At 70.3% G+C, this 22155-nt stretch carries 21 protein-coding genes; 8 read left to right on the top strand and 13 right to left on the bottom strand.

The window, feature by feature from the left end; translation table 11 throughout:
* Window positions 1-257, bottom strand: a 257-nt coding sequence (locus P3L51_RS06970; RefSeq protein ID WP_354604178.1) for a hypothetical protein, incomplete at its 3' end; no start/stop codon positions are given.
* Window positions 258-364: 107 nt separating this feature from the next.
* On the opposite strand from P3L51_RS06970, the gene P3L51_RS06965 reads away from it, so the two are divergent.
* Window positions 365-1309 carry a chitinase gene (locus tag P3L51_RS06965; protein WP_354604187.1) on the top strand — a complete coding sequence of 315 codons (945 nt, stop codon included), beginning with the start codon at window positions 365-367 and terminating at the stop codon, window positions 1307-1309.
* A gap of 85 nt (window positions 1310-1394) precedes the next feature.
* On the opposite strand, the gene P3L51_RS06960 is transcribed toward P3L51_RS06965, so the two are convergent.
* The 6 genes from P3L51_RS06960 to P3L51_RS06935 form a co-directional block, all read right to left on the bottom strand.
* Window positions 1395-2705, bottom strand: coding sequence for an Nramp family divalent metal transporter (locus P3L51_RS06960; protein ID WP_354604177.1), 1311 nt, complete (start codon window positions 2703-2705; stop codon window positions 1395-1397).
* Between the two features lie 115 nt (window positions 2706-2820).
* Window positions 2821-3318, bottom strand: coding sequence for a hypothetical protein (locus P3L51_RS06955; protein WP_354604176.1), 498 nt, complete (start codon window positions 3316-3318; stop codon window positions 2821-2823).
* Between the two features lie 15 nt (window positions 3319-3333).
* Window positions 3334-4809: a GntP family permease gene (locus P3L51_RS06950; protein ID WP_354604175.1), complete on the bottom strand. Its 1476-nt coding sequence runs from the start codon at window positions 4807-4809 to the stop codon at window positions 3334-3336.
* A gap of 132 nt (window positions 4810-4941) precedes the next feature.
* Complete coding sequence (locus P3L51_RS06945) at window positions 4942-5361, bottom strand: RidA family protein (RefSeq protein WP_354604174.1); 420 nt, start codon at window positions 5359-5361, stop codon at window positions 4942-4944.
* Entirely contained in the window at window positions 5358-6176 is an 819-nt protein-coding gene (locus P3L51_RS06940) for an IclR family transcriptional regulator (RefSeq protein WP_354604173.1), read from the bottom strand. The genes P3L51_RS06945 and P3L51_RS06940 overlap by 4 nt, the downstream gene beginning before the upstream one ends.
* Window positions 6173-7396 carry a sugar kinase gene (locus tag P3L51_RS06935; protein WP_435594393.1) on the bottom strand — a complete coding sequence of 408 codons (1224 nt, stop codon included), beginning with the start codon at window positions 7394-7396 and terminating at the stop codon, window positions 6173-6175. The genes P3L51_RS06940 and P3L51_RS06935 overlap by 4 nt, the downstream gene beginning before the upstream one ends.
* A gap of 201 nt (window positions 7397-7597) precedes the next feature.
* Between P3L51_RS06935 and P3L51_RS06930 the strand changes: the two genes are divergently transcribed.
* Both P3L51_RS06930 and P3L51_RS06925 read left to right on the top strand, forming a co-directional pair.
* Window positions 7598-8887 (top strand): amino acid deaminase, encoded by a 1290-nt coding sequence (locus P3L51_RS06930; RefSeq protein ID WP_354604172.1) that lies wholly within the window; start codon window positions 7598-7600, stop codon window positions 8885-8887.
* Between the two features lie 21 nt (window positions 8888-8908).
* Window positions 8909-10534, top strand: coding sequence for an N-acyl-D-amino-acid deacylase family protein (locus P3L51_RS06925; protein ID WP_354604171.1), 1626 nt, complete (start codon window positions 8909-8911; stop codon window positions 10532-10534).
* Between the two features lie 68 nt (window positions 10535-10602).
* Here P3L51_RS06925 and P3L51_RS06920 read toward each other — a convergent pair whose 3' ends face one another.
* Window positions 10603-10950: a DoxX family protein gene (locus P3L51_RS06920; protein ID WP_354604170.1), complete on the bottom strand. Its 348-nt coding sequence runs from the start codon at window positions 10948-10950 to the stop codon at window positions 10603-10605.
* A gap of 151 nt (window positions 10951-11101) precedes the next feature.
* On the opposite strand from P3L51_RS06920, the gene P3L51_RS06915 reads away from it, so the two are divergent.
* Entirely contained in the window at window positions 11102-11962 is an 861-nt protein-coding gene (locus tag P3L51_RS06915) for a helix-turn-helix domain-containing protein (RefSeq protein WP_354604169.1), read from the top strand.
* A 52-nt stretch (window positions 11963-12014) separates the two neighbouring features.
* On the opposite strand, the gene P3L51_RS06910 is transcribed toward P3L51_RS06915, so the two are convergent.
* Complete coding sequence (locus tag P3L51_RS06910; RefSeq protein WP_354604168.1) at window positions 12015-13655, bottom strand: choice-of-anchor I family protein; 1641 nt, start codon at window positions 13653-13655, stop codon at window positions 12015-12017.
* A gap of 183 nt (window positions 13656-13838) precedes the next feature.
* Here P3L51_RS06910 and P3L51_RS06905 point away from each other — a divergent pair, with 183 nt between their 5' ends.
* Window positions 13839-15050, top strand: a complete 1212-nt coding sequence (locus P3L51_RS06905) for a pyridoxal phosphate-dependent aminotransferase (protein WP_354604167.1) — start codon at window positions 13839-13841, stop codon at window positions 15048-15050.
* 80 nt (window positions 15051-15130) lie between these two features.
* A complete protein-coding gene (locus P3L51_RS06900; protein ID WP_354604166.1) occupies window positions 15131-15541 on the top strand; it encodes an SCO4983 family protein in 411 nt (136 codons plus the stop codon).
* Between the two features lie 114 nt (window positions 15542-15655).
* Here P3L51_RS06900 and P3L51_RS06895 read toward each other — a convergent pair whose 3' ends face one another.
* The gene (locus P3L51_RS06895; RefSeq protein WP_354604165.1) at window positions 15656-16018 is read right to left on the bottom strand and encodes an iron chaperone; all 363 of its coding nucleotides are present in this window, start codon (window positions 16016-16018) and stop codon (window positions 15656-15658) included.
* A 67-nt stretch (window positions 16019-16085) separates the two neighbouring features.
* Window positions 16086-16220, bottom strand: a complete 135-nt coding sequence (locus P3L51_RS06890; RefSeq protein ID WP_354604164.1) for a hypothetical protein — start codon at window positions 16218-16220, stop codon at window positions 16086-16088.
* Between the two features lie 299 nt (window positions 16221-16519).
* Here P3L51_RS06890 and P3L51_RS06885 point away from each other — a divergent pair, with 299 nt between their 5' ends.
* The gene (locus P3L51_RS06885) at window positions 16520-18928 is read left to right on the top strand and encodes a DUF8508 domain-containing protein (RefSeq protein WP_435594395.1); all 2409 of its coding nucleotides are present in this window, start codon (window positions 16520-16522) and stop codon (window positions 18926-18928) included.
* Between the two features lie 81 nt (window positions 18929-19009).
* Here P3L51_RS06885 and P3L51_RS06880 read toward each other — a convergent pair whose 3' ends face one another.
* A complete protein-coding gene (locus P3L51_RS06880; protein ID WP_354604163.1) occupies window positions 19010-20872 on the bottom strand; it encodes a phosphoenolpyruvate carboxykinase (GTP) in 1863 nt (620 codons plus the stop codon).
* 327 nt (window positions 20873-21199) lie between these two features.
* Here P3L51_RS06880 and trhA point away from each other — a divergent pair, with 327 nt between their 5' ends.
* Window positions 21200-21823, top strand: a complete 624-nt coding sequence (gene trhA / locus P3L51_RS06875) for a PAQR family membrane homeostasis protein TrhA (protein ID WP_354604184.1) — start codon at window positions 21200-21202, stop codon at window positions 21821-21823.
* A 131-nt stretch (window positions 21824-21954) separates the two neighbouring features.
* Here trhA and P3L51_RS06870 read toward each other — a convergent pair whose 3' ends face one another.
* Window positions 21955-22101 (bottom strand): hypothetical protein, encoded by a 147-nt coding sequence (locus tag P3L51_RS06870; RefSeq protein WP_354604162.1) that lies wholly within the window; start codon window positions 22099-22101, stop codon window positions 21955-21957.
* Window positions 22102-22155 lie beyond the last annotated feature (54 nt).

Below are 22155 nucleotides of genomic sequence, written 5' to 3'. Positions count from 1 at the left end.
TGGTCCACCAACTGGGACGCCACCGCCGGCAACGCCTGGTCCAACGCGGTCGGCCCGCACGTCCACGCCCTGCCGTAACACGCGGCCTGTAGCGGTTTCCGCGAGATCCCCCACGCACAGACCAGCAGCGCCGCCGCTCCCCCGGCGGCGCTGCTGCGGTCCCCGGCCATGCCGCCCCCGGCAACACCGCCCGGCCGAAAACGGCCCATCGCGTCCAGACCCTTGACAAGGCCAATGGTCTGGACCAGTTTGTACATCCAAACGGTGGCCACCGTTCCGTACCGCCCCCCACATCTCCCCCCACGGAGGCCATGCAGTGCGCACGCTCAATTTCCTCGCCGTGGCAGGCGTTCTCGCCGCCGGACTGGCCGTACCCGCGGCCAACGCGGCTCCCGCTCCCGCGGCCGACGCCGCCCGCGCCGCCGTACCGACCCACGCCGTCACCGGCTACTGGCAGAACTTCGACAACAGCGCGACCGTCCAGACGCTGGCCGAGGTCCAGGACGAGTACGACATCATCGCCGTCGCGTTCGCGGACGCCACCGCCACACCCGGACAGGTCGACTTCACCCTCGACTCGGCCGGTCTCGGTGGCTACACCGACGCGCAGTTCAAGGCCGACGTCGCCGCCAAGCAGGCCGCGGGCAAGTCGGTCGTCATCTCCATCGGCGGCGAGAAGGGCACCGTCGCGATCAACGACGACGCCTCCGCGAAGGCCTTCGCGGACTCCGTGTCCGGGCTGATCGACGAGTACGGCTTCGACGGCGTCGACATCGACCTGGAGAACGGCCTCAACTCCACCTATATGACACAGGCGTTGAAGTCGATCGCCGGTCAGGCGGGCGACGGCTTCGTGCTGACGATGGCGCCGCAGACCATCGACATGCAGTCGACGTCCAACGAGTACTTCAAGACGGCGCTGGCCGTGAAGGACATCCTCACCGTCGTCAACATGCAGTACTACAACAGCGGTTCGATGCTCGGCTGCGACGGACAGGTCTACTCACAGGGCTCCGTCGACTTCCTCACCGCCCTCGCCTGCATCCAGCTCGAAGGCGGCCTCGACCCCTCCCAGGTCGGCATCGGCGTCCCCGCCTCGCCGAGCGCGGCGGGCGGCGGCTACGTCGAGCCCGGCATCGTCAACAACGCGCTGGACTGTCTGACCAAGGGCACCGACTGCGGCAACTTCAAGCCGTCGAAGACCTACCCGGGCCTGCGCGGCGCGATGACCTGGTCCACCAACTGGGACGCCACCGCCGGCAACGCCTGGTCCAAGGCGGTCGGCCCGCACGTCCACGCCCTGCCGTAACGGCAGCGCATCACCACGAGTACCACCCCCCACAGACCGGTGGCGCCGTCGGACTCCGACGGCGCCACCGTGTGTTCCCCAGCCCTTACCAGGGCAGGTCCCGCACTTGCTGCACACACAGCACGACGAACAGCAGCCCACCCGAGGCCAGCATCACGTTGCTCACCATGCCGTTACGCCATTCCGCGGGTGTACGCGAGGAGTTGAGCAGCCACAGCAGCGTGAGCGCCAGGAACGGCATGAAGAAGGCACCCAGCACGCCGTAGACCACGACCAGACCGAACGGCTGGTCCAGGAAGAGCAGCCCGATCGGCGGGAAGGTCAGCCAGAGCAGATACGCCCGGAACGGCACCGACCGCTCCCGCGCACCCGAGGCGACCTCCTCGACCGTCCCCTCGCCGACCGCGGCACCGGTCCTGCGCTCGCGCTGGAAGCGCTCCACGAAGTCCGCGAACATCAGGCTCACGCCGTGCCACACGCCCACCAGCGCGCCGAAGGACGTGGCGAAGAAGCCGATCAGGAAGAGCTTCGCCGTCACCACCCCGAAGCGGTCCTCAAGGATCACACCGAGGTCGATGAGACCCCGGTCGCCGGTGGTGAGCGCGATCTGCGAGGAGTGCAGCAGCTCGGCGCCGATGATCAGCATGGCGACGACGAAGACGCCGGTGGTGAGATAGGCGACGCGGTTGTCGATCCGCATCACCTTCATCCAGTTGGTGTTGGTCCACCCCTTGGCGTTGACCCAGTAGCCGTACGCGGCCATGGTGATCGTGCCGCCGACCCCGCCGATCAGGCCGAGGGTGTAGAGCAGTGAGCCGTCCGGCAGTACGGGGGCGAGCCCCGCGAAGGCCGCACCGAGATCCGGCGCGACGCGTATCGCGACGTACACGACGATCAGGAACTTCATGCCGATGACGACCGTCATGAACTTCTCGAAGACCAGATACCTGTTGAACCAGACGAACAGCAGCCCCAGCAGACCGAAGATGACCGCCCACGTCTTGAGGCCGGGGCCCTCGGGGAACAGCGCGACCATCGGCAGGGCGCTCGACGACATGGCGGTCGCGCCGTAGACGAAGCCCCAGATCACCACGTAGACCGCGAAGTAGACGGTGGTCCACTGGCCGAGGCTGCGCCAGCCCTCGAACAGGGTGCGGCCGGTGGCGAGATGCCAGCGGCCGGCCGCCTCGGCGAGCGAGATCTTGACGACGCAGCCGATGACGGCCGCCCAGAGCAGCGTGTAACCGAACTTGCTGCCCGCGATGAGGGTGGCGACCAGGTCGCCGGCGCCCACACCGGTCGCCGCGACGACGATGCCGGGACCGATGTACCTCCAACTCGACTTGCGCGGCCCGGACTTGCTCGCCGCCGTACCGCTTTCGGTGATTTCTGCCATGCGTCGACCTCCACACTCGTCCCCGTAAGTGACTCGGGTCACCAAAGCGGGACGGCGAAGATCGCGCAAGGGGGTCGGCGGTCCCGGTTCCGTTTTCCGCCGACCGGAACGAGTCCTAAGGCGTCCAGGGGGCCGGATTGTCCCGGCGGCCGAGATAGACCTGGAGTACGTGCCCGAGATCGCGGAACCAGTGGTCCAGCGTCTCGCGGTTGCGCGCCTTCACCCCGCACTCGTAGAACTTCCCGCCGGGCAGGACGACGGCCACCATGAGCCGGTGGCCGCCGGCGCCCGGTTTGGAGTGGATGCTCTGGATGTCGGCCCACGGGAACTCGGCGGTCCGCCCCTCGAAGTCGAAGGTCACACCGGCCTCGTCGATGACGATGCCGCTCCGGCTGTCGGCGGCGAGGAACTCCGGGGTCGGGTGCGGGTGCGGGTGCGGGTGTGGGTGCGGGCCGGAGTGCGGTTGCGGTTGCGGGGACAGGTACGGATTCGGCTGCGCGTACGGCTGTGGCGGCGCGTACGGCTGTGGCTGTGGCTGCGCCTGTGGACTCAGGTACGGGTTCGGCTGTGGCTGTGGCTGCGGATTCACGTACGGGTTCGGCTCCGGGTACATGGAGCCGTACCGTACCTAAATCAGCAGGCTGAGCAGCGCGGCGACCACGAAGCCCGCCACCGACAGGACCGTCTCCAGCACCGTCCAGGACTTCAGGGTGTCGCGCTCGGAGATGCCGAAGTACTTGGCCACCATCCAGAACCCGCCGTCATTGACGTGCGAGGCGAAGATCGAGCCCGCCGAGATCGCCATGATGATCAGCGCGAGATGGGCCTGCGACATGTCCTGGCCCTCGACCAGCGGTACGACGATGCCCGCCGTGGTGACGATCGCGACCGTCGCCGAGCCCTGGGCGACGCGCAGCACGACGGAGATCAGCCAGGCCAGCACGATGACCGGCAGTCCGACGTCGTTGAAGGTGTCGGCGAGCGCGTCGGCGATGCCGCTGCCCTTGAGTACGGCTCCGAAGACGCCGCCCGCGCCGACCACCAGCAGGATGTTGCCGACCGGCTTGAGGGAGGCCGTGGAGACGGTCTCCAGAGACTTGCGGGACCAGCCGCGCCGGATGCCGAGCAGGTAGTACGCGAGCAGCAGCGCGATCGTCAGCGCCACGAAGGGGTGGCCGAAGAACTCGACGACCGACCGGAGCGTGCTCGGGTCCAGGGCGATGGAGGAGAACGTCGCCAGCAGGATGAGGACCAGCGGGGTGCCGATGATCGCGAGCACGGTGCCGAGCGCGACCGGCCGCTCGGGCGGGGTGACGCCCGACGCCTCCTGCTCGGCGGCGACGGCCTTCTTGGCCTCGGCCGCGGCCTCGACCATGTCCTGCGGTACGTCGACGAAGATGCGCTTCCCGATCCACGCCGCGTAGACCCAGGCGGCGAGCACGGCCGGGACGCCGACGACGACACCCATCAGGATGACCCAGCCGAGGTCGACGTTGAACAGACCGGCGGCGGCGACGGGACCGGGGTGCGGGGGCAGGAACGCGTGGGTCATCGACAGGCCGGCGAGCAGTGGCATCGCGTACAGCAGGATCGACTTGCCGGAGCGCTTGGCCGCCGCGTACACGATCGGCGCGAGGACGAAGATGCCGACGTCGAAGAAGACCGGGATACCGAAGACGACACCGGTGACGCCCATCGCGAGCGGGGCGCGCTTCTCACCGAAGAGGTTGAGCAGGCGGGTGCTCAACACCTCGGCGCCGCCCGACACTTCGAGGATCGCGCCGAGCATCGTGCCGAGCCCGATGATGATCGCGACATGGCCGAGGATGCCGCCCATGCCGGACTCGATCATCGAGACGGCGGCCGACTTCTGGACCGTGCCGAAGAGTTCGGTCACGGACAGTCCGGCGGCGAGGCCGACGGCTATGGAGACGCCGAGGAGGGCGACGAAGGGCTGGATCCTGACCTTGATGATCAGGACGAGGAGGAGAACGATTCCGAGGACGGCGACGGTCAGCAGACCGGCCGTCCCGTCTATGAGAAGGAGCAGTCCACCGGTGTGGGGCGGAGCCTCGGGGGTGGGGGGTGCGGCGGCGAGCAGCATGAGGGGGGACCTCTGGTTTCGTGCATCAGTGCGTCAGTACGCCAGTGCGTCGGCGCAGGGGGGATCACGGCAGGGCGCCCGAGGGGTGACGGGGACGGGCGCCGTGCCGTGGGACGGGAGCGTGGGGCCGGTTCAGCCGAGTACGGCCAGCGCGTCGATCTCGATGAGCAGCCCGGCGGGCAGGCCGACGTACACCGTCGTACGGGCGGCCGGCGCGTCCTTGAGGTTCTGCTCCTCGAAGTAGGTGTTGTAGATCTCGTTCATCTCGGCGAAGTGCGCGACGTCCGTGAGGTAGACGCGCAGCATCATCACGTCGTCCCAGCTCGCGCCGCCCGCCTCCAGGACCGACTTGACGTTGGCGAGGGTCTGGAGCGTCTGCTCGCGCAGCGTCGGTCCCACCACGGTCGGGGCCTCGCCCGGGACGGCCGGGAGGAAGCCGACCTGCCCGGCCACCTGGAGGATGTTGCCCTTGCGGACGCCGTGGGAGAACTTGGCCGGCGGCGCGGCGTGCGTGGCGGGGACGACTGCTGTCTTCGCGGTCTGGTCGCTCATGAGATCTCTTTCTGAAGAACAGGGGGAGCGGGGGGTGCGGGCGGCGCAACAGGTGCGGGTGCTGCCGGTTGGTGCGCGTTGCCCGAGTACTCACGGCTGATCGCGTCGGCGGTGCGGCGCAACAGCGGGAGCAGGGCGAGGAGTTCATCGGCGGTGACGACGACATTCGGCGCGGACACCGACATGGCGGCGACGACCCGGCCGTCCGCACCGCGGACCGGGGCCCCGATGCAGTTGATGGACTCCTCGTGGCCGCCGAGGTCGGTGGCCCACCCCTGTTCGCGTACGGTCGCCAGCTCCTTGAGGAAGGCGGCGGCGTTCGGGATCGAACGGGGGGTGTACATGGGGAAGTCGAGCCGCTCGGCGAGTGCGCGGCGCTCGGCTTCGGACAGGTCGGCGATGAGCAGCTTGGCGACGGCCGCGACGGTGACGGCGACCGGCTTGCCGATCCGGGAGTACATCCGCACTGGATAGCGGCTCTCGACCTTGTCGATGTAGAGGACTTCGCTGTCCTCTATGACGGCGAGATGGACGGTGTGGCCGCACTGCTCACCCAGCGCCACGAGGTGCTGGTGGGCGATCTCGCGTACGTCCAGGCTCTCGACGGCCTCCTGCGCGAGCGCGAAGAGCCGGGCGCCGAGACGGTAGCGCTGGTCCTGCTGGCGGTAGACGAGTCCGTGCTCGTGCAGCGTGCGGAGCAGCCGCAGCGCCGTGGACTTGTGTACGCCGAGCCGCGCGGCGACCTGTCCGAGGTCGGCCGGGCCCTGGGCGAGGAGCGGCAGGATGCTCAGCGCGCGGTCGACCGTCTGGCTCATGAGGTGGGTACCGCTTCCTGCCGCGTGGCGCTGTCCGCGTCCGAGCCGGGCGCGGAGGCGCCGGGCGCGGAGGCGCCGGGCGCGGAGGCGCCGGGCGCGGAGGCGCCGGGCGCGGGCGTGGCGCCCGTCCCGAACGTGCCGGACTCGGACGTGCCGGACTCGGACGCGCCGGACTCGGACGTCCATCCCGGTCCGAGGCGCAGTGTCCCCCACGCCCGGTCGTCCAGTGCGGCGAGCCGGTCCGCGTGGGCGCGGGCGGCCGGGACGCAGACGTCGCCCGCGTCGGTGAGTACGGCGGCGGCCATCAGGTGCCCGTGCCGGAGCCGGGCCGCGGTCGGCAGGCCCCGGAGGGTCGCGGACAGGAACCCGGCGGCGAACGCGTCGCCCGCCCCGACGGCCGCGACGACGTCGACGCCCAGCGCGGGTACGGACGTGACCGTGTCCGTGCCGGCCCGCGGCTCCCGTACGAAGGCGGTCGCGCCGTCCGCCCCCGCCTTCACCACCAGCACCGCCGGCTCGGGCAGCGCCTCGCGGATCGCCTCCGGGCTGTGCAGGTCCCAGACCTGCGCGGCCTCGTCGTCCCCGACGAAGACGAGGTCGGCGCCGCGCGCGATCTCCAGCAGCACCTCCGGACCCGAGTCGTCGCGCCAGAGCGCGGGCCGGTGGTTGACGTCGAAGGAGAGCAGCGGGCGGCCCGCCCGGCGCTGGGCCAGCTCGCGCATCAGGGCGCGGCAGTCGTCCGAGAGCGCGGCCGTGATGCCGGACAGGTGCAGGAGGCGGCCGGACCACAGGTCGGCGCGGTCCATCGTCTCCGGGGACATCGCGGAGGCGGCCGATCCCGAGCGGTAGTAGGCGACCTCGTGGGCGGTGGTGGAGCGGTCGGTGGCCGTGCGGAAGTAGATGCCGGTCGGGCGGCCGTGCGCGTCGCGGCGTACGGCGGAGGTGTCGACGCCGTACGCGCCGATCGCCTCCACGAGGTGGTCGCCGAAGCCGTCCGCGCCGACGCGGCTGATCCACTTGACCGTGTGCCCTGCGGCGGCGAGCGCGCAGGCGACGTTGGACTCGGCGCCGCCGATGGTGCGCGTGAAGGCGGGGACGTCGGCGAGGCGGCCGGGGCGCGAGGGCAGGAAGGTGACCATCGACTCGCCGAGGCAGACGACCTCGACGGCCTCGGGCGGCCCGCCGGGGCTGGTCGGGTCCGCTTCTACCGTTGCGGGCACTCGGGGGCTCCTCGCTCGTCGTGTCCGGATGTCCGGCGGCCTTCACCGTCCCGGGCGCCGGGGCTCATCATTGACCCGGCGACGGCTCGGATGTTAGACAGCGTCAAGCGTTATACGCAATGGGCGTTGCACATGTTGCAACGAGATGGACGCATGACGGATGCATAAGCGACAGGTTGCGCGACAGATGGAGGAAGCCCCATGACGGTCGGCGGACGGCTCGGCGAAGATCACCTGAGGGACGAGCGTCTCGACCACCGTTTCAAGGGGCTGCCCCCCGACGCCGACGGACTCACCGTCGCCGAGCTGGCCGCCGAGCACCGCTCCCTGTTCACCGGCGGTTTCACCACCCCGGTGCTCGCCCTCTCCGCCGAGTCCCTCACCCACAACCTCGCGCTCCTGGAGACGTACTCCGAGCGCCACGGCCTCGCGTTCGCCCCGCACGGCAAGACGTCCATGTCCCCCCAGCTCTTTGCGCGCCAACTCGACCACGGCGCCTGGGGGATCACCGCGGCACTCCCCCACCAGGTGCGTGTCTACCGGGCGTTCGGCATCCAGCGGATCTTCCTCGCCAACGAGGTCGTCGACGCGGTCGCGCTGCGCTGGCTCTCCGCCGAGCTGGACGGCGACCCCGGCTTCCGCTTCATCTGTTACGTCGACTCCGTGCGCGGCGTCGAGCTGATGGACGAGGCGCTGCGCGCGGCGGGCGGTTCGCGCCCCGTGGACGTCGTCGTGGAGCTGGGCGCGGGCGAGGGCGCGCGGACCGGTGTCCGCAAGGAGGCGGAGTGCGCGGTGGTCGCCGACGCCGTGGCCGCCACCGACACGCTGCGGCTGGTCGGCGTCGCCGGTTACGAGGGCGAGGTGCCGCACGCCGACAACGACACCGTCCGTACCTGGCTGCGCCGGCTGACCGCGCTGGCCGCCGACTTCGACGCGGCGGGCCGGTTCTCCGGGACGGTGGACGAGGTGGTGGTGAGCGCGGGCGGCAGCGCGTGGTTCGACGCGGTCGCGGACGTCTTCGCCGACATCCCGGTGCTGTCCCGCCCCGTACTGAAGCTGCTGCGCTCCGGGGCGTACGTCTCCCACGACGACGGCCACTACAAGCGGCTGACCCCCTTCAACCGGATCCCGGCCGAGGGCGCGCTCCAGCCGGCCTTCCGGCTCTGGGCGCAGGTCATCTCGCGCCCGTCGCCCGAGCAGGCGTTCGTCAACGCGGGCAAGCGGGACGCGGCGTACGACCTCGACCTGCCGGAGGCGCAGGTGGTGCGTGACGCGCGCACCGGTGAGATCCGTCCGGCGCGCGGCATCACGGTCACCGGCCTGTCCGACCAGCACGGCAAGCTGCACACGTCGCCCGACGCGGTGATCGAGGTCGGCGACTGGGTGGGCTTCGGTCTGTCGCATCCGTGCACGTCGTTCGACAAGTGGCAGCTGATCCCGGTGGCCGACGCCGACGGCACGGTCACCGACTTCGTCCGTACGTTCTTCTAGGAGCTCGGGAGCTGCTGGGTCATGGATCTCGTCATACGGGACGTACGTGTCGTCGACGGCACGGGGCAGGACTCCTACCGGGCGGACGTCGGTGTCACCGACGGCCGAATCGCCGAGATCCGGCGGCACGGGTCCGGCGCGGGCGCGCCGCTCTCCGCCGCCCGCGTCCTGGACGCCGCGGGTCTCGTCCTCGCCCCCGGCTTCATCGACATGCACGCGCACAGCGACCTCGCGCTGCTGCGCGACCCCGACCACTCGGCGAAGGCCGCGCAGGGCGTGACCCTGGAGGTGATCGGCCAGGACGGGCTGTCGTACGCCCCCGTCGACGACGCCACGCTCGCCGAGGTCCGCAGGGCCATCACCGGCTGGAACGGCGGCGCGCCCGGCGACACGTCGGTCGACTTCGACTGGCGGACGGTGGGCGAGTACCTGGACCGGCTCGACCACGGCTTCGACGGCCGGGGCATCGCCGTCAACGCGGCCTATCTCGTGCCGCAGGGCACGGTCCGGATGTACGCGGTCGGCCAGGACGACCGTCCGGCGACCGCCGCCGAGCTGGACCGGATGCGGCAGCTGGTCGCGGAGTCCCTGGAGCAGGGCGCCGTCGGGATGTCGTCCGGGCTGACGTACACGCCGGGCATGTACGCGGACGACGCCGAACTCACCGAGCTGTGCCGGGTGGTGGCCCGCTACGACGGCTACTACTGCCCGCACCACCGCAGTTACGGCGCGGGCGCCCTGCGCGCGTACGAGGAGATGGTCGACCTCACCCGTACGGCCGGCTGCGCGCTCCATCTGGCCCACGCCACCATGAACTTCGGTGTGAACAAGGGCAAGGCACCTGATCTGATCGCCCTGTTGGACAAGGCGCTGGACGGTGGGGCCGACATCTCGCTCGACACCTATCCCTACACGCCGGGCTGTACGACGCTCGTGGCGATGCTGCCCAGCTGGGCGAGCGCGGGCGGCCAGGACGCGATCCTGGAGCGGCTGCGGGACGCGTCGACGGCGGAGAAGATCCGGCACCACATGGAGGAGATCGGCGCGGACGGCTGCCACGGTGTGCCCATCGAGTGGGACACCATCGAGATCTCCGGTGTCTCCGACCCGGCGCTCACGGCGCATGTCGGCCGGACGATCGCCGAGACCGCGCGGCTGCGCGGCGAGAGCGGCTGGCTGACCGCCCGCAGGCTGCTGATCGACGACCGGCTCGGCTCGACGATCCTCCAGCACGTCGGGCACGAGGAGAACGTGCGGGAGATCATGCGCCACCGCGTACACACGGGCGGCAGCGACGGCATCCTCCAGGGTGCGAAGCCGCACCCGCGCGCGTACGGCACGTTCCCGCAGTATCTGGGGCGGTACGTACGCGAGTTGGGCGTCCTGTCGCTGGAGGAGTGCGTGGCCCATCTGACCTCCCGCCCGGCGGCGCGCCTCCGCCTCGCGGACCGCGGCCTGATCCGCGAGGGCTACCGCGCGGACCTGGTGCTCCTCGACCCGGAGACGGTGGCGGCGGGCTCGACCTTCGCGTCGCCGCGCACCCTGCCGGTGGGGATCCCGCACGTGCTGATCGACGGCCGCTTCGTCATCGAGGACGGGCGGCGCACGGACGTGCTGGCGGGGCGGTCGGTACGGCGCGGGGCGTGAGGCTCCGCCGGGACACCTCGGTACGGCGGGGACGTGCGGCCCCGGCGGGGCCCCGGCGGGACAGGCTCTCAGGCGGTGGCGATCCGCAGGACCAGCGCGGCGGCGGCCAGCACGATGAAGACCACGGCCGGGGCGACCGCGTAGTCCTTCGCCTTGACGTGGTAGATCACGGCGCCGGCGAAGTAGAGGGCGACGCCGACCGCCGCAGCCGCTCCGAGGAACGGCACCCACAGTCCGACGAGCAGCCCGAGCGCGCCCGCCGCCTTGAGCGAGGCGAGACGCGGCAGCCAGGAGTCCGGCAGACCGAGCTTCGTCATCGAGGCGACGATGGTCTCGTGGCGACTGGCCATGGCGAACGCCGAGACGCTGAGAGCGGCGGCGAGCAGGATGCCGACGACGGCATAGGCGATGAACACGGGGGCCTCTCGGAAGACGTACCAGGGGGGGTGACCGGACGGGTCCGGTCACCCCCACCCTGTGCGCACCGGCCGCCCGGAGGAAGGCCGGGCCCAGGCTGGTACCGCGAGGGCTACGATCCGCTCCGCGCGCGGGCGTACATTGCCTGGTGTGAGCGACAGCGAGCTTGGCCGGTTCCTCCGGACGCGACGTGAGAGCGTCACCCCCGCCGACGTGGGGCTCCCGGCAGGCAGCCGCCGCCGTACACCCGGACTGCGCAGGTCGGAGCTGGCCATGCTCGCCGGGATCAGCGTCGAATACCTCGCCCGGCTGGAGCAGGGCCGGGACCGGCACCCCTCCCCGCAGATCCTGGCGGCTCTCGCCGACGCGCTGCGGCTGTCCGTCGAGGCACGCGGCGAGCTGATGCACGCCTTCAAGGTGACGAACGGCTCGATCAAGCTCTGCCTCGGCTCCACCCGTCCGCCGGACCGGGAAGTGCGGCCCACGCTGCGCGCCCTGCTCGACCAACTGGACCCCGCACCGGCCGTGTTGCTGAACCGGCTGGGCGAGGTGGTCGCCCGCACCGGCGGTTACGAACGCCTCTTCGGGCCCGTCGGCCTGCTCGACGCGCCCGTGCCGAGCCTGCCGCGGTTCCTGTTCGCCGACCCCCGGGCCCGCGCCGCGTTCCCGCAGTGGGAGCGCGCCGCCGACGAACAGATCGCCCGCGTCAGAACCGACTCCCTGCCCGACGACCCGCATCTGGTCTCGCTCGTCGAGGAGCTGACCCTGGTGGCGGGCCCCGAGTTCACCGAGCGCTGGGAGCAGCCCCTGCGCGCCCCCGAACACACCGGGGTGCATCGGCTGACGCACCCCGGTGCGGGCGAGCTGCGGCTGGCGGACGAGACGCTGGAGCTGCCCGACGGGCAGGGTTTCCGCCTCGTCGTGCACCTGCCGGCCGACGGCGCCACGGCCGCGGCGCTCGACGCGCTCGCGGGCCGCAGGCCGGGCGCGCTGCGCGCTGTCGCCGGGTGATCACTCACGCGGCAGCGATCCGGACCAACTACGCGGCAGCGATCCGGTGGATCTACTTGGTGCCGATCCGGTAGATCGCCGTCGTACCGCTCACCTCGTTGCCGACCACCAGCAGCGCCTGACCCGTCGGGCTGTCCTTCGCCGGGACGAACAGCACGCCCTCCGGGCCCAGGTCCCCGGCCGTACCGGCCTCCGGGTCGCCCGTGAAATCACGGGAGTTGACGTATCCGGCGGCCTTCGGAGCGCGCGGGTCGCTCAGGTCGTACGCGGCGATGCCGCCGATCCGCTCCAGACCGACGAAGGCGTACGTCGTACCGCGCACCGATCCGGTGGTGATGCCCTCCGGCTCCGGGCCCTTGTTGTCGCTGCGGCTGTCGGGGGCGTTCTCGGCGTGGTCGGTGTTGAAGTTCTCCGGAAACGCCTTGGCCGTCAGCCGCTCCAGGTCGTCCCCGGAGTCCCAGACGAGTTGGCCGCGCTCGTCGCGTACGGAGATCGAGCGACCGCCCAGTGAGTTCAGCTCGGTGACCCGGCCCTGGCTGTCCGTGGGCGAGGCGGTGGTGATGTTGAGGCGGCCGAGCGCGTCGTCCTTCTGGAGGGCGGCGGCGTCCGGGAACGCCTTCGGGTTCAGCTCGACGTCCTTGACCCGCACCTCCTCGGAGAAGCAGTCCCAGTCGCGGGCGTCGCCCTCATTGGCGCTGACGGTGTACTCGCCGCCGCGCGCGGTGAACGCGTGGATCCCGTCGGGCTTGTAGAGGCCCTTGACCGGCCAGGTGCGGATGTTGACGCCGCCGTCCTTGTCGGAGGCGTCGAGGCCGTTGCCCGGCTTGGAGTGGTCCTTCTTCCCGAGCGGGACGATCTTCTCGACCTCGGCGCGGCGCAGATCGACGAGCGCGAGGGCGTTGTTCTCCTGGAGCGTGACCCAAGCGGTGCGGCCGTCCTCGGACACCGCCACGTACTCGGGCTCGATGTCCTGGCTGACGGAGGCGTTCGGGCCGTAGATCAGTACGCCGTCCCGGGTCAGCTCCTTCTTCTTGCGGTCCCACTTCTCGAAGCCGGCGGTGCGCGCGGTGGCGCGGTTCAGGTCGCCGTCGCGGCCCCGGTCCAGGTCGATGACGCTGATCGAGCCGACGGGGTCGGTGCCGGCGGGCTCGGTGCCGCCGGGCGGGCAGTACGAGTCGGGCTCGCCCTCGTTCGCGACGACGACGCGGTCACCCTTCGGGGTGAACGTCACCATGTCGGGCAGGGCGCCGACGCGTACCTCTTTCAGCTTGCGGCCGTCGGAGGCGCGGAAGAACGCGACCGTGCCCCGGTCGGTCTTGGCCTCGCCCTGCTGGGCGACGGCGACCAGGCCGTCGTGGACGCTGACGCTGTTGGCGCCGGGCGTGGCCAGCTCGCCGGTCTTGCGGGGCTCGGCGGGGTTCCGGATGTCGAGGATGTCGACGGTGCCGGCCTGCGCGTTGATCGTGAAGACCCGGCGGGTCCGGGCGTCGTACGCGGTGATCTCCGCGCCGCCCTCGTCGTACTTGCCGCTCTCGTAGCGGCCGAGGAGCGTGAGGTCGAGCTTGCCGCCGTGGCTGTCGCCGTGGCCGGGCTTCGTGTGCGGGCCGGTGGCCTGCGCCGACGGCAGCAGTGCGGTGGTGGCGGCCATGACCGTGACGGTGGCCAGGGCGAGGAGTGAGCTGCGCTTCTTCATGAGCGCCCAGCGTTGTGCGACCCCCCGCTGCCCGGGTGAACTGCCCGGACCTCCCGGGTGAACACTGCCTCAACAAAATGCGGGGCCCGCCGGGCGTCTCCCCGGCGGGCCCGTCTCACACTCCGGACCGACGTGGTCAAAAACACCAGGCGCCTCGCGAAACCCGGTCGTAAGCTCGCCGTCATGCAGGTCATCCAGTCAACCAAGCTCGCCAATGTCTGTTACGAGATCCGGGGTCCCGTCCTCGACGAGGCGATGCGGCTGGAGGCAGCAGGCCACCGCATCCTCAAGCTCAACACCGGGAATCCGGCGGCCTTCGGCTTCGAGTGTCCGCCCGAGATCCTGGAGGACGTCCTCCGCAACCTCGGCGACGCGCACGGTTACGGCGACGCGAAGGGTCTGCTGTCCGCGCGGCGCGCGGTGATGCAGCACTACCAGACCAAGAACATCGAACTCGACGTCGAGGACATCTACCTCGGCAACGGCGTGTCCGAGCTGATCCAGATGTCGATGCAGGCGCTGCTCGACGACGGCGACGAGGTCCTCGTACCGGCGCCGGACTATCCGCTCTGGACCGCGTCCGTCTCGCTGGCCGGCGGCACCGCCGTGCACTACCGCTGCGACGAGCAGGCGGAGTGGATGCCGGACCTGGCCGACGTCGAGCGCAAGATCACCGACCGCACCAAGGCGATCGTGATCATCAACCCGAACAACCCGACCGGCGCGGTCTACAGCGACGAGATGCTGCGCGGCCTCACGGAGATCGCCCGCAGGAACGGCCTGATCGTCTGCTCCGACGAGATCTACGACCGCATCCTGTACGACGGCGCGACCCACACCCCGACCGCCGCCATCGCCCCCGATCTGCTGACCCTCACCTTCAACGGCCTGTCGAAGAACTACCGCGTTGCGGGCTTCCGCTCCGGCTGGCTGGCGGTCTGCGGCCCCAAGACGCACGCGTCCTCGTACATCGAGGGCCTGACGATCCTGGCCAACATGCGGCTGTGCGCCAACATGCCCTCGCAGCACGCGGTGGCGACGGCGCTGGGCGGCCGGCAGTCGATCCAGGACCTGGTCCTGCCGGGCGGGCGCATCCTGGAGCAGCGGAACACGGCGTACGACCTGCTGACGCAGATCCCCGGTGTCACGTGCGTGAAGCCCAAGGGCGCGCTGTATCTCTTCCCGCGTCTCGATCCGAAGGTCTACAAGATCAAGGACGACCGGCAGATGGTCCTCGACCTGCTGGCACGCGAGAAGATCATGGTCGTGCACGGGACGGGCTTCAACTGGCCGGAGCCGGACCACTTCCGCATCGTGACGCTCCCGGCGGCGCCGGAACTGGCGGACGCGGTGACGCGGATCGGGAACTTCCTGGACGGCTACTCGCAGCCGTAGAACCGAAAGCTCGACTCGACTCAACTTTAGACTGATTCCAATGTAGGGTGGTCTCCTGACGACGCCGGGAGACCACCCTCATGTACGAGCCGATCCGCACCAAGTCGGTCCACTCGACGACCGACGCCGCCACGGACAGCGACTTCCCGCACCTCAGCCGCGAGGAGGAGCTGGACATCCAGCTCGCCGGGCATCTCGCGGCGCTGCTGGCCGTCACCGACGACCTCGGGCTCGACCGCGCGGCCACCCTGATCGCCCAGCAGGTGACCCGCCTGCGCGGCACCCCGCCGCCGCGCACCCCCGCGTCCGCCGACTCCCCCGCGGCCCTGCACCGCCGCGCGCTCGCCCTGGCGGGCCGGGCGCTGGTCGTCGCGGCGTCACGGGCGGACACGGCGGCGGCGATCCTCGCGGCACAACGAATGGACGCCCACACGGCGGCGCTCCGGGCCCCGGAGCCGCAGCCCGACCAGCCACTCGCCACCGCCCACTGACGGTCCGCGTGACGTCGCCGGTCGGGCGTCGCTCGGGCCTGCGAACCGGTGGACACGTCCCACTCCGGTCGGAGAGCGTCGCGGGGTCGATTCCGCGGTGCCGGCCCGCCGGTGTCAGCAGATCTTGCCGGGGTGGGTCGCCGTGGCCCTGAGCAGGTCGCGCAGCAGGTCGAAGTCGATGGTCTCCGGCTTGCGGAACCGCAGGCAGCCCTTGCCCATGTCCTGGCCGGCGAGCCGTTCCTCGAACGCCTCGCGGACGTCACTGCGCATGAGGTAGAAGGAGACGTACTGCTTCTGAGAGGCGAACGCGATCTCGCAGGCGCCGTTCCGCTCGTAGGCGGGCATCCCGTACGCCATGACCTCGTCGAAGCCCACCAGCTCCTCCCGGCACAGCTGCCGCATCCGGGCCAGCGCGGCCCCGCGCCCCTGAGGAACCTCGGTCAGGTAGCCGTCGACATCGCTCGCCTCGCTCCGCATGCCGTGAGGTTATGCCGGATTCGAAGCCCTTATCAATATTCCGCCCGGAACAAGGGTTCAGCCGACCTCACGTACCCCGGGTGTCGGGGAGCTTGCCCAGGTCGCGCATCCCCTCGGCGTGGGAGCTCATCCGGCTGTCCTCACTGCCGCTCGTGACGAGCCCCACACCGACGATGGGCACCGGCACGGACCTGAACGCCACGGACGTGCTCACCGCACCGGGCCGTTCAGCGGTGGTCGCGGCCCGCCGCGCCCGGGCGTTCAACCGGGAGGCCTTCGCCGGGACGCCTTACCGGACAACCAAGTTAAATCCGGCGAACAGCCGGGAAACAGTTGGCGTTTACTGCCCGCGACCTCTTGTTGCCGTTCTATCTACGCGCGTATCTTGAGCCGATTTCCAGGGTCCTCACAATTCGTGCACATGTCATACGACTGGCACGTGTACCTCCCCGTCGCAGCCGCAAGAAAGAGCTCACCGTGTCCCCATCCATACCCCCGGCCCTGCGTGGCCGGCGTGCCAAGGCGATCGCCGTGGCACTCCCCGTCGGCCTGGCCGCATCGCTCATCGCGCTGCCGTTCACCGCGCAGGCGACGCCGTCACCCGACGCCGTCATCTCCGAGGTGTTCGGCGGAGGCGGAAACTCCGGTGCCACTCTCACCAACGACTTCATCGAGCTGGGCAACGCCGGCGACGGTCCCTTCGACCTCACCGGCTGGTCCGTCCAGTACCTGAGCGGCTCACCCGGCCCCACGTCCAAGTGGCAGGTCACCGAGATCAGGGGCGCCATCCCCGCGGGTGGCAGCTATCTCGTCGAGGAGGCCAAGGGCGCCGGCGGCGACACCCCGCTGCCCGCCCCCGACGCGGCCGGCACCATTCCCATGTCGGCGAGCAGCGGCACCGTCGCGCTCGTCCGCTCGACCACTCCGCTGACGTGTGTGACCGCCGCCGACTGCGCGGCCGACACGAACATCAAGGACCTGGTCGGCTTCGGCACCGCCACCGTCCGGGAGAACACGCCCGCGACCGGCACCGACAACACCCACTCGGTGGCCCGTGACGCGGCGCTGACCGACACGGACAACAACTCCGCCGACTTCAGCGGCGCGACGCCCTCGCCGCGCAACAGCGCGGGCGCGGGTGACGGCGGCGGCGAGCCGACCCCCACCCCCTCGCCCACCGACACCACCCCCGGTGAGCTGCGGATCCACGACATCCAGGGCACCACCCGGATCTCCCCGCAGGCCGGAAAGTCCGTCACCAACGTGCCGGGTGTGGTCACCGCGGTCCGCGTGAGCGGCTCGCGCGGCTTCTGGATCCAGGACACCGAGCCGGACGGCGACCCGGCCACCAGCGAGGGCGTGTTCGTCTTCACCGGTTCGGCCGCCCCGCAGGTGAAGGTCGGCGACTCGGTCCTGGTCAGTGCCAAGGTCACCGAGTACTACCCGGGCGGCCAGAGTTCCGGCTCGCAGTCGCTCACCGAGCTGACCGCCCCGACGACCGTCGTCCTCTCCGCCGGCAACCCGCTGCCGCAGGCGGAGACGATCGACGCCACGTCGGTGCCCGAGAGCTACGCGCCGGACGCGAAGGGGCTCAGCATCGAGCCGCTCGCGCTGAAGCCCTCCAGCTACGCGCTGGACTGGTTCGAGTCCCGTGAGGGCATGCTCCTCCAGATCGGCGACAGCCGCGTGGTGGGTGCCTCCAACGCGTACGGCGAGACGTGGGTCACCACCAAGCCCAAGCAGAATCCGACCCCGCGCGGCGGCACCGTCTACCCCTCGTACGACCAGCTGAACTCGGGCCGTCTGCTGCTCGGTTCGCTGACCGGCGACAAAGTCACGGCCAATGTGGGCGACACCCTCGCCGGTACGACCACCGGCCCGCTGGACTACGGCAACTTCGGTGGGTACAGCCTCCAGGCGACCACCCTGGGCACCGTCAAATCGGGCGGCCTCAAGCCCGAGGTGGCGAAGAAGGGCAAGTCCGACGAGCTGTCGGTCGCCACGTACAACGTCGAGAACCTCGACCCGACCGACCCGCAGGCCAAGTTCGACCGGCTGGCCGAGGGCGTCGTCAAGAACCTCGCCACGCCGGACATCGTGAGCCTGGAGGAGATCCAGGACAACAACGGTGCCAAGGACGACGGCACGGTCGCCGCGGACCAGACCCTCGCGCGGTTCGTCGCCGCGATCCAGGCGGCCGGCGGCCCGGCGTACGACTGGCGCTCCGTCGACCCGGCGGACAAGACCGACGGCGGTGAGCCGGGCGGCAACATCCGTAACGTCCTGCTCTTCAACACCAAGCGCGTCGGCTTCGTGGACCGGCCCGGTGGCGACGCCGCCACCGCCACCAAGGTCGTCACCACCGGCAAGCACGGCAAGGACATCACGCTGTCCGTGTCCCCGGGCCGGATCAACCCCGCCTCGGACGCCTGGAAGAGCAGTCGCAAGCCGCTGGTCGGCGAGTTCACCTTCCGCGGCGAGCAGGTCTTCGTGATCGGCAACCACTTCAACTCCAAGGGCGGCGACCAGCCCACGCACGGCGTCTTCCAGCCGCCGACGCTCGGCTCCGAGACGCAGCGGCTGACCCAGGCGCAGGAGGTCCACGACTTCGTCGCCGGTCTGCTCGCCAAGGACAAGAAGGCCAAGGTCGTCGTCCTCGGCGACCTGAACGACTTCCAGTTCTCCAAGCCGATCACCACGCTCACCCGTGGCGGAATCCTGACCGACCTGATGGACAAGCTGCCGAAGAACGAGCGCTACAGCTACGTCTACGACGGCAACTCGCAGACCCTGGACCACATCCTGGTCAGCCCCGGTGTCAAGAAGCCGGAGTACGACGTGGTGCACATCAACGCGGAGTTCGCCGACCAGGCGAGCGACCACGACCCGCAGGTCGTCCGCATCAAGTAGGACCCCGACCGCCGAGAGGCCCCCGGAGCCGTGAGGGATGGGCTCCGGGGGCCGTTCTCGGAGGGTGGTCAGGGGCAGCCGTCAGGCGAGGCGGTTCACCAACGCGTTGTACTCGTCCCACAGTTCCGGCGGCGTGTGCGTGCCGAAGGTGTTCAGGTGGGCCGGGACCAGGGAGGCCTCCTCGCGCCAGACCTCCTTGTCGACCGTGAGCAGGAAGTCCAGGTCCGCGTCCGAGAGGTCGAGGCCGGCCGTGTCCAGGGCGCCCTTCGCCGGGAGGACGCCGATCGGGGAGTCGACGCCCTCGCCCTTGCCCTCCAGGCGCTCCACGATCCACTTCAGTACGCGGCCGTTCTCACCGAAGCCGGGCCAGACGAACTTGCCGGCCTCGTTCTTGCGGAACCAGTTCACGTAGTAGATCTTCGGCAGCTTGGACTCGTCGCCCTTCGCCGTCGCCGTGGCGCCGATCTTGACCCAGTGGGCCATGTAGTCGCCCATGTTGTAGCCGCAGAACGGCAGCATCGCGAACGGGTCGCGGCGCAGCTCGCCCACCTTGCCCTCGGCGGCGGCGGTCTTCTCGGAGGCGACGTTCGCGCCGAGGAAGACGCCGTGCTGCCAGTTGAACGACTCCGTCACCAGAGGTACGGCGGAGGCGCGCCGCCCGCCGAAGAGGATCGCCGAGATCGGGACGCCCTTGGGGTCCTCCCACTCGGGCGCGATGATCGGGCACTGGCCTGCGGGCACGGTGAAGCGGGCGTTGGGGTGGGCGGCCGGGGTCGTGGACTCCGGGGTCCAGTCGTCGCCCTTCCAGTCCGTGAGGTGCGCGGGCGGCTCCTCGGTCATGCCCTCCCACCACACGTCACCGTCGTCGGTGAGCGCGACGTTCGTGAAGACGGAGTTGCCCCACATCGTCTTCATGGCATTGGCGTTGGTGTGCTCACCGGTGCCGGGCGCGACGCCGAAGAAGCCCGCCTCCGGGTTGATCGCGTACAGCCTGCCGTCCTCGCCGAACCGCATCCACGCGATGTCGTCGCCGATCGTCTCGACGGTCCACCCGGAGATGGTGGGCTCCAGCATCGCGAGGTTGGTCTTGCCGCAGGCCGAAGGGAAGGCCGCGGCGACGTACTTGGACTCGCCGCGCGGCGGTGTGAGCTTGAGGATCAGCATGTGCTCGGCGAGCCAGCCCTCGTCGCGCGCCATGACGGAGGCGATGCGCAGCGCGTAACACTTCTTGCCCAGCAGCGCGTTGCCGCCGTATCCGGAGCCGTACGACCAGATCTCGCGGTCCTCGGGGAAGTGCGAGATGTACTTGGTGGAGTTGCACGGCCACGGCACGTCGGCCTGCCCCGCCTCAAGGGGCGCGCCCAGGGTGTGGACGGCCTTGACGAAGAAGCCGTCGTCGCCGAGTTCGTCGAGGACGGGCTGTCCCATGCGGGTCATGGTGCGCATGGAGACGGCGACGTACGCGGAGTCGGTGATCTCGACGCCGATCGCGGAGAGCGGTGAGCCGACCGGGCCCATGCAGAACGGGACGACGTACATCGTCCGGCCGCGCATCGAGCCGCGGAAGGCGCCCTGCTCACCGGTGAAGATGTCGCGCATCTCCGCCGGAGCCTTCCACTTGTTCGTGGGGCCCGCGTCCTCCTCCTTCTCGGAGCAGATGAACGTGCGGTCCTCGACACGCGCCACGTCGGTGGGGTCGGAGGCCGCGTAGTACGAGTTCGGGCGCTTGATCGGGTCGAGCTTCGTGAACGTGCCCTTCGCCACGAGCTCCCCGCACAGGCGCTCGTACTCAGCCTCCGAGCCGTCGCACCAGACCACCCGGTCCGGCTGGGTCAGGGCCGCGATCTCGTCGACCCAGGTCACCAACTCCTGGTGACCGGTCGGGGCGGTGGGAGCTTCGGGATTGAGGGGATCTCCGCTGGAAAGCTCTGCGTCGCGCGCCACGGTTACTCCTTGATGAGGGTTTATAGGTGTATGCCCCGTGGGGGCTGCGACCCGGACGCTTCGTTACCGCTCATCCGGTGCCGACCGCACTCATTTGATCATCCGACCCTCGCGCCCATCTGTCCAGAGGGCCGCCCACGTGAGCATCACCACTCCCACCCGTCTCCTGCCGGTGCGCGGGCCGCGTAAGCAGCCATACCTATCCGCTACCTACGGTCCCGTAGGTAGCATGAGCGCATGACTTCTCCCGCGTCCGACTCGCTCGCGAACCCTCGACAACCCGAAGGGGGACCGACCGAGATCCACCTGCCGACCCCTGCCAAGCCGATGATGCGCGGCTGGTTGCACATGGGGATGTTCCCGGCCGTCGTGATCGCGGGAATCGTGCTGATCGTCATGGCCGACTCCACCAAGGCGCGGGTGGCCTGTGCGATCTTCGCCGTCACGGCCTGTCTGCTCTTCGGCGTCAGCGGCGTCTACCACCGCGGCAATTGGGGCCCGCGGGGCGAAGCCGTACTGCGCCGGCTCGACCACGCCAACATCTTTCTGATCATCGCGGGCACGTACACCCCGCTGACCATGCTGCTGCTCCCCGACTCGACCGGCCGGACGCTGCTCTGGGCGGTCTGGGGCGCCGCGGTGGCGGGCATCGCTTTCCGGGTCTTCTGGGTCGGCGCCCCGCGCTGGCTCTACACCCCCTGCTACATCGCCATGGGCTGGGCGGCCGTCTTCTTCCTGCCCGACTTCATGCGTACGGGCGGGATCGTCGTCCTCGTCCTGATCGTCGTCGGCGGGCTGCTCTACAGCGCGGGCGGCGTGATCTACGGGCTCAAGCGCCCCAACCCGTCACCGCGGTGGTTCGGTTTCCACGAGGTCTTCCACTCGCTCACGCTCGCCGCGTTCGTCGTGCACTACGTCGGGATCTCGCTGGTGGCGTACAAGCACTCCTGACGCCGGAGGCCGGCCGAGTGCCCACGCCGGCCTCATCGTCCTCCTGACCGGTTCGGTGCCGGGCGCCCTCGCCGACAGCGTTCAACTGGTCGTCGGCGCAGGGGCGTTGACGGGTGTCGGGGCCGCGCTCGTCATGCCGCTCGCCCGCGCCGTACCGCCGTCGCCACGGCGGGCGCGGCCGGGCTGCCGCTCGGGCCGATCGTCGGCGGCCGGCCGCGCGACCACTTCTGGTGGGGGTCGATCGTCGTACGCGACATCCCGATGGTCGCGATCGGCATCACCGAGGAAGACACCGGCACCGGCACCGGCTCGGACGTGATGGGCCAACCGGC

This window comes from Streptomyces panacea, assembly GCF_040560175.1.
In the GTDB taxonomy this organism is placed as follows: domain Bacteria; phylum Actinomycetota; class Actinomycetes; order Streptomycetales; family Streptomycetaceae; genus Streptomyces; species Streptomyces panacea.
Note: the sequence above shows the minus strand (reverse complement) of the source record. Positions and strands in the feature narration are given on the sequence as shown.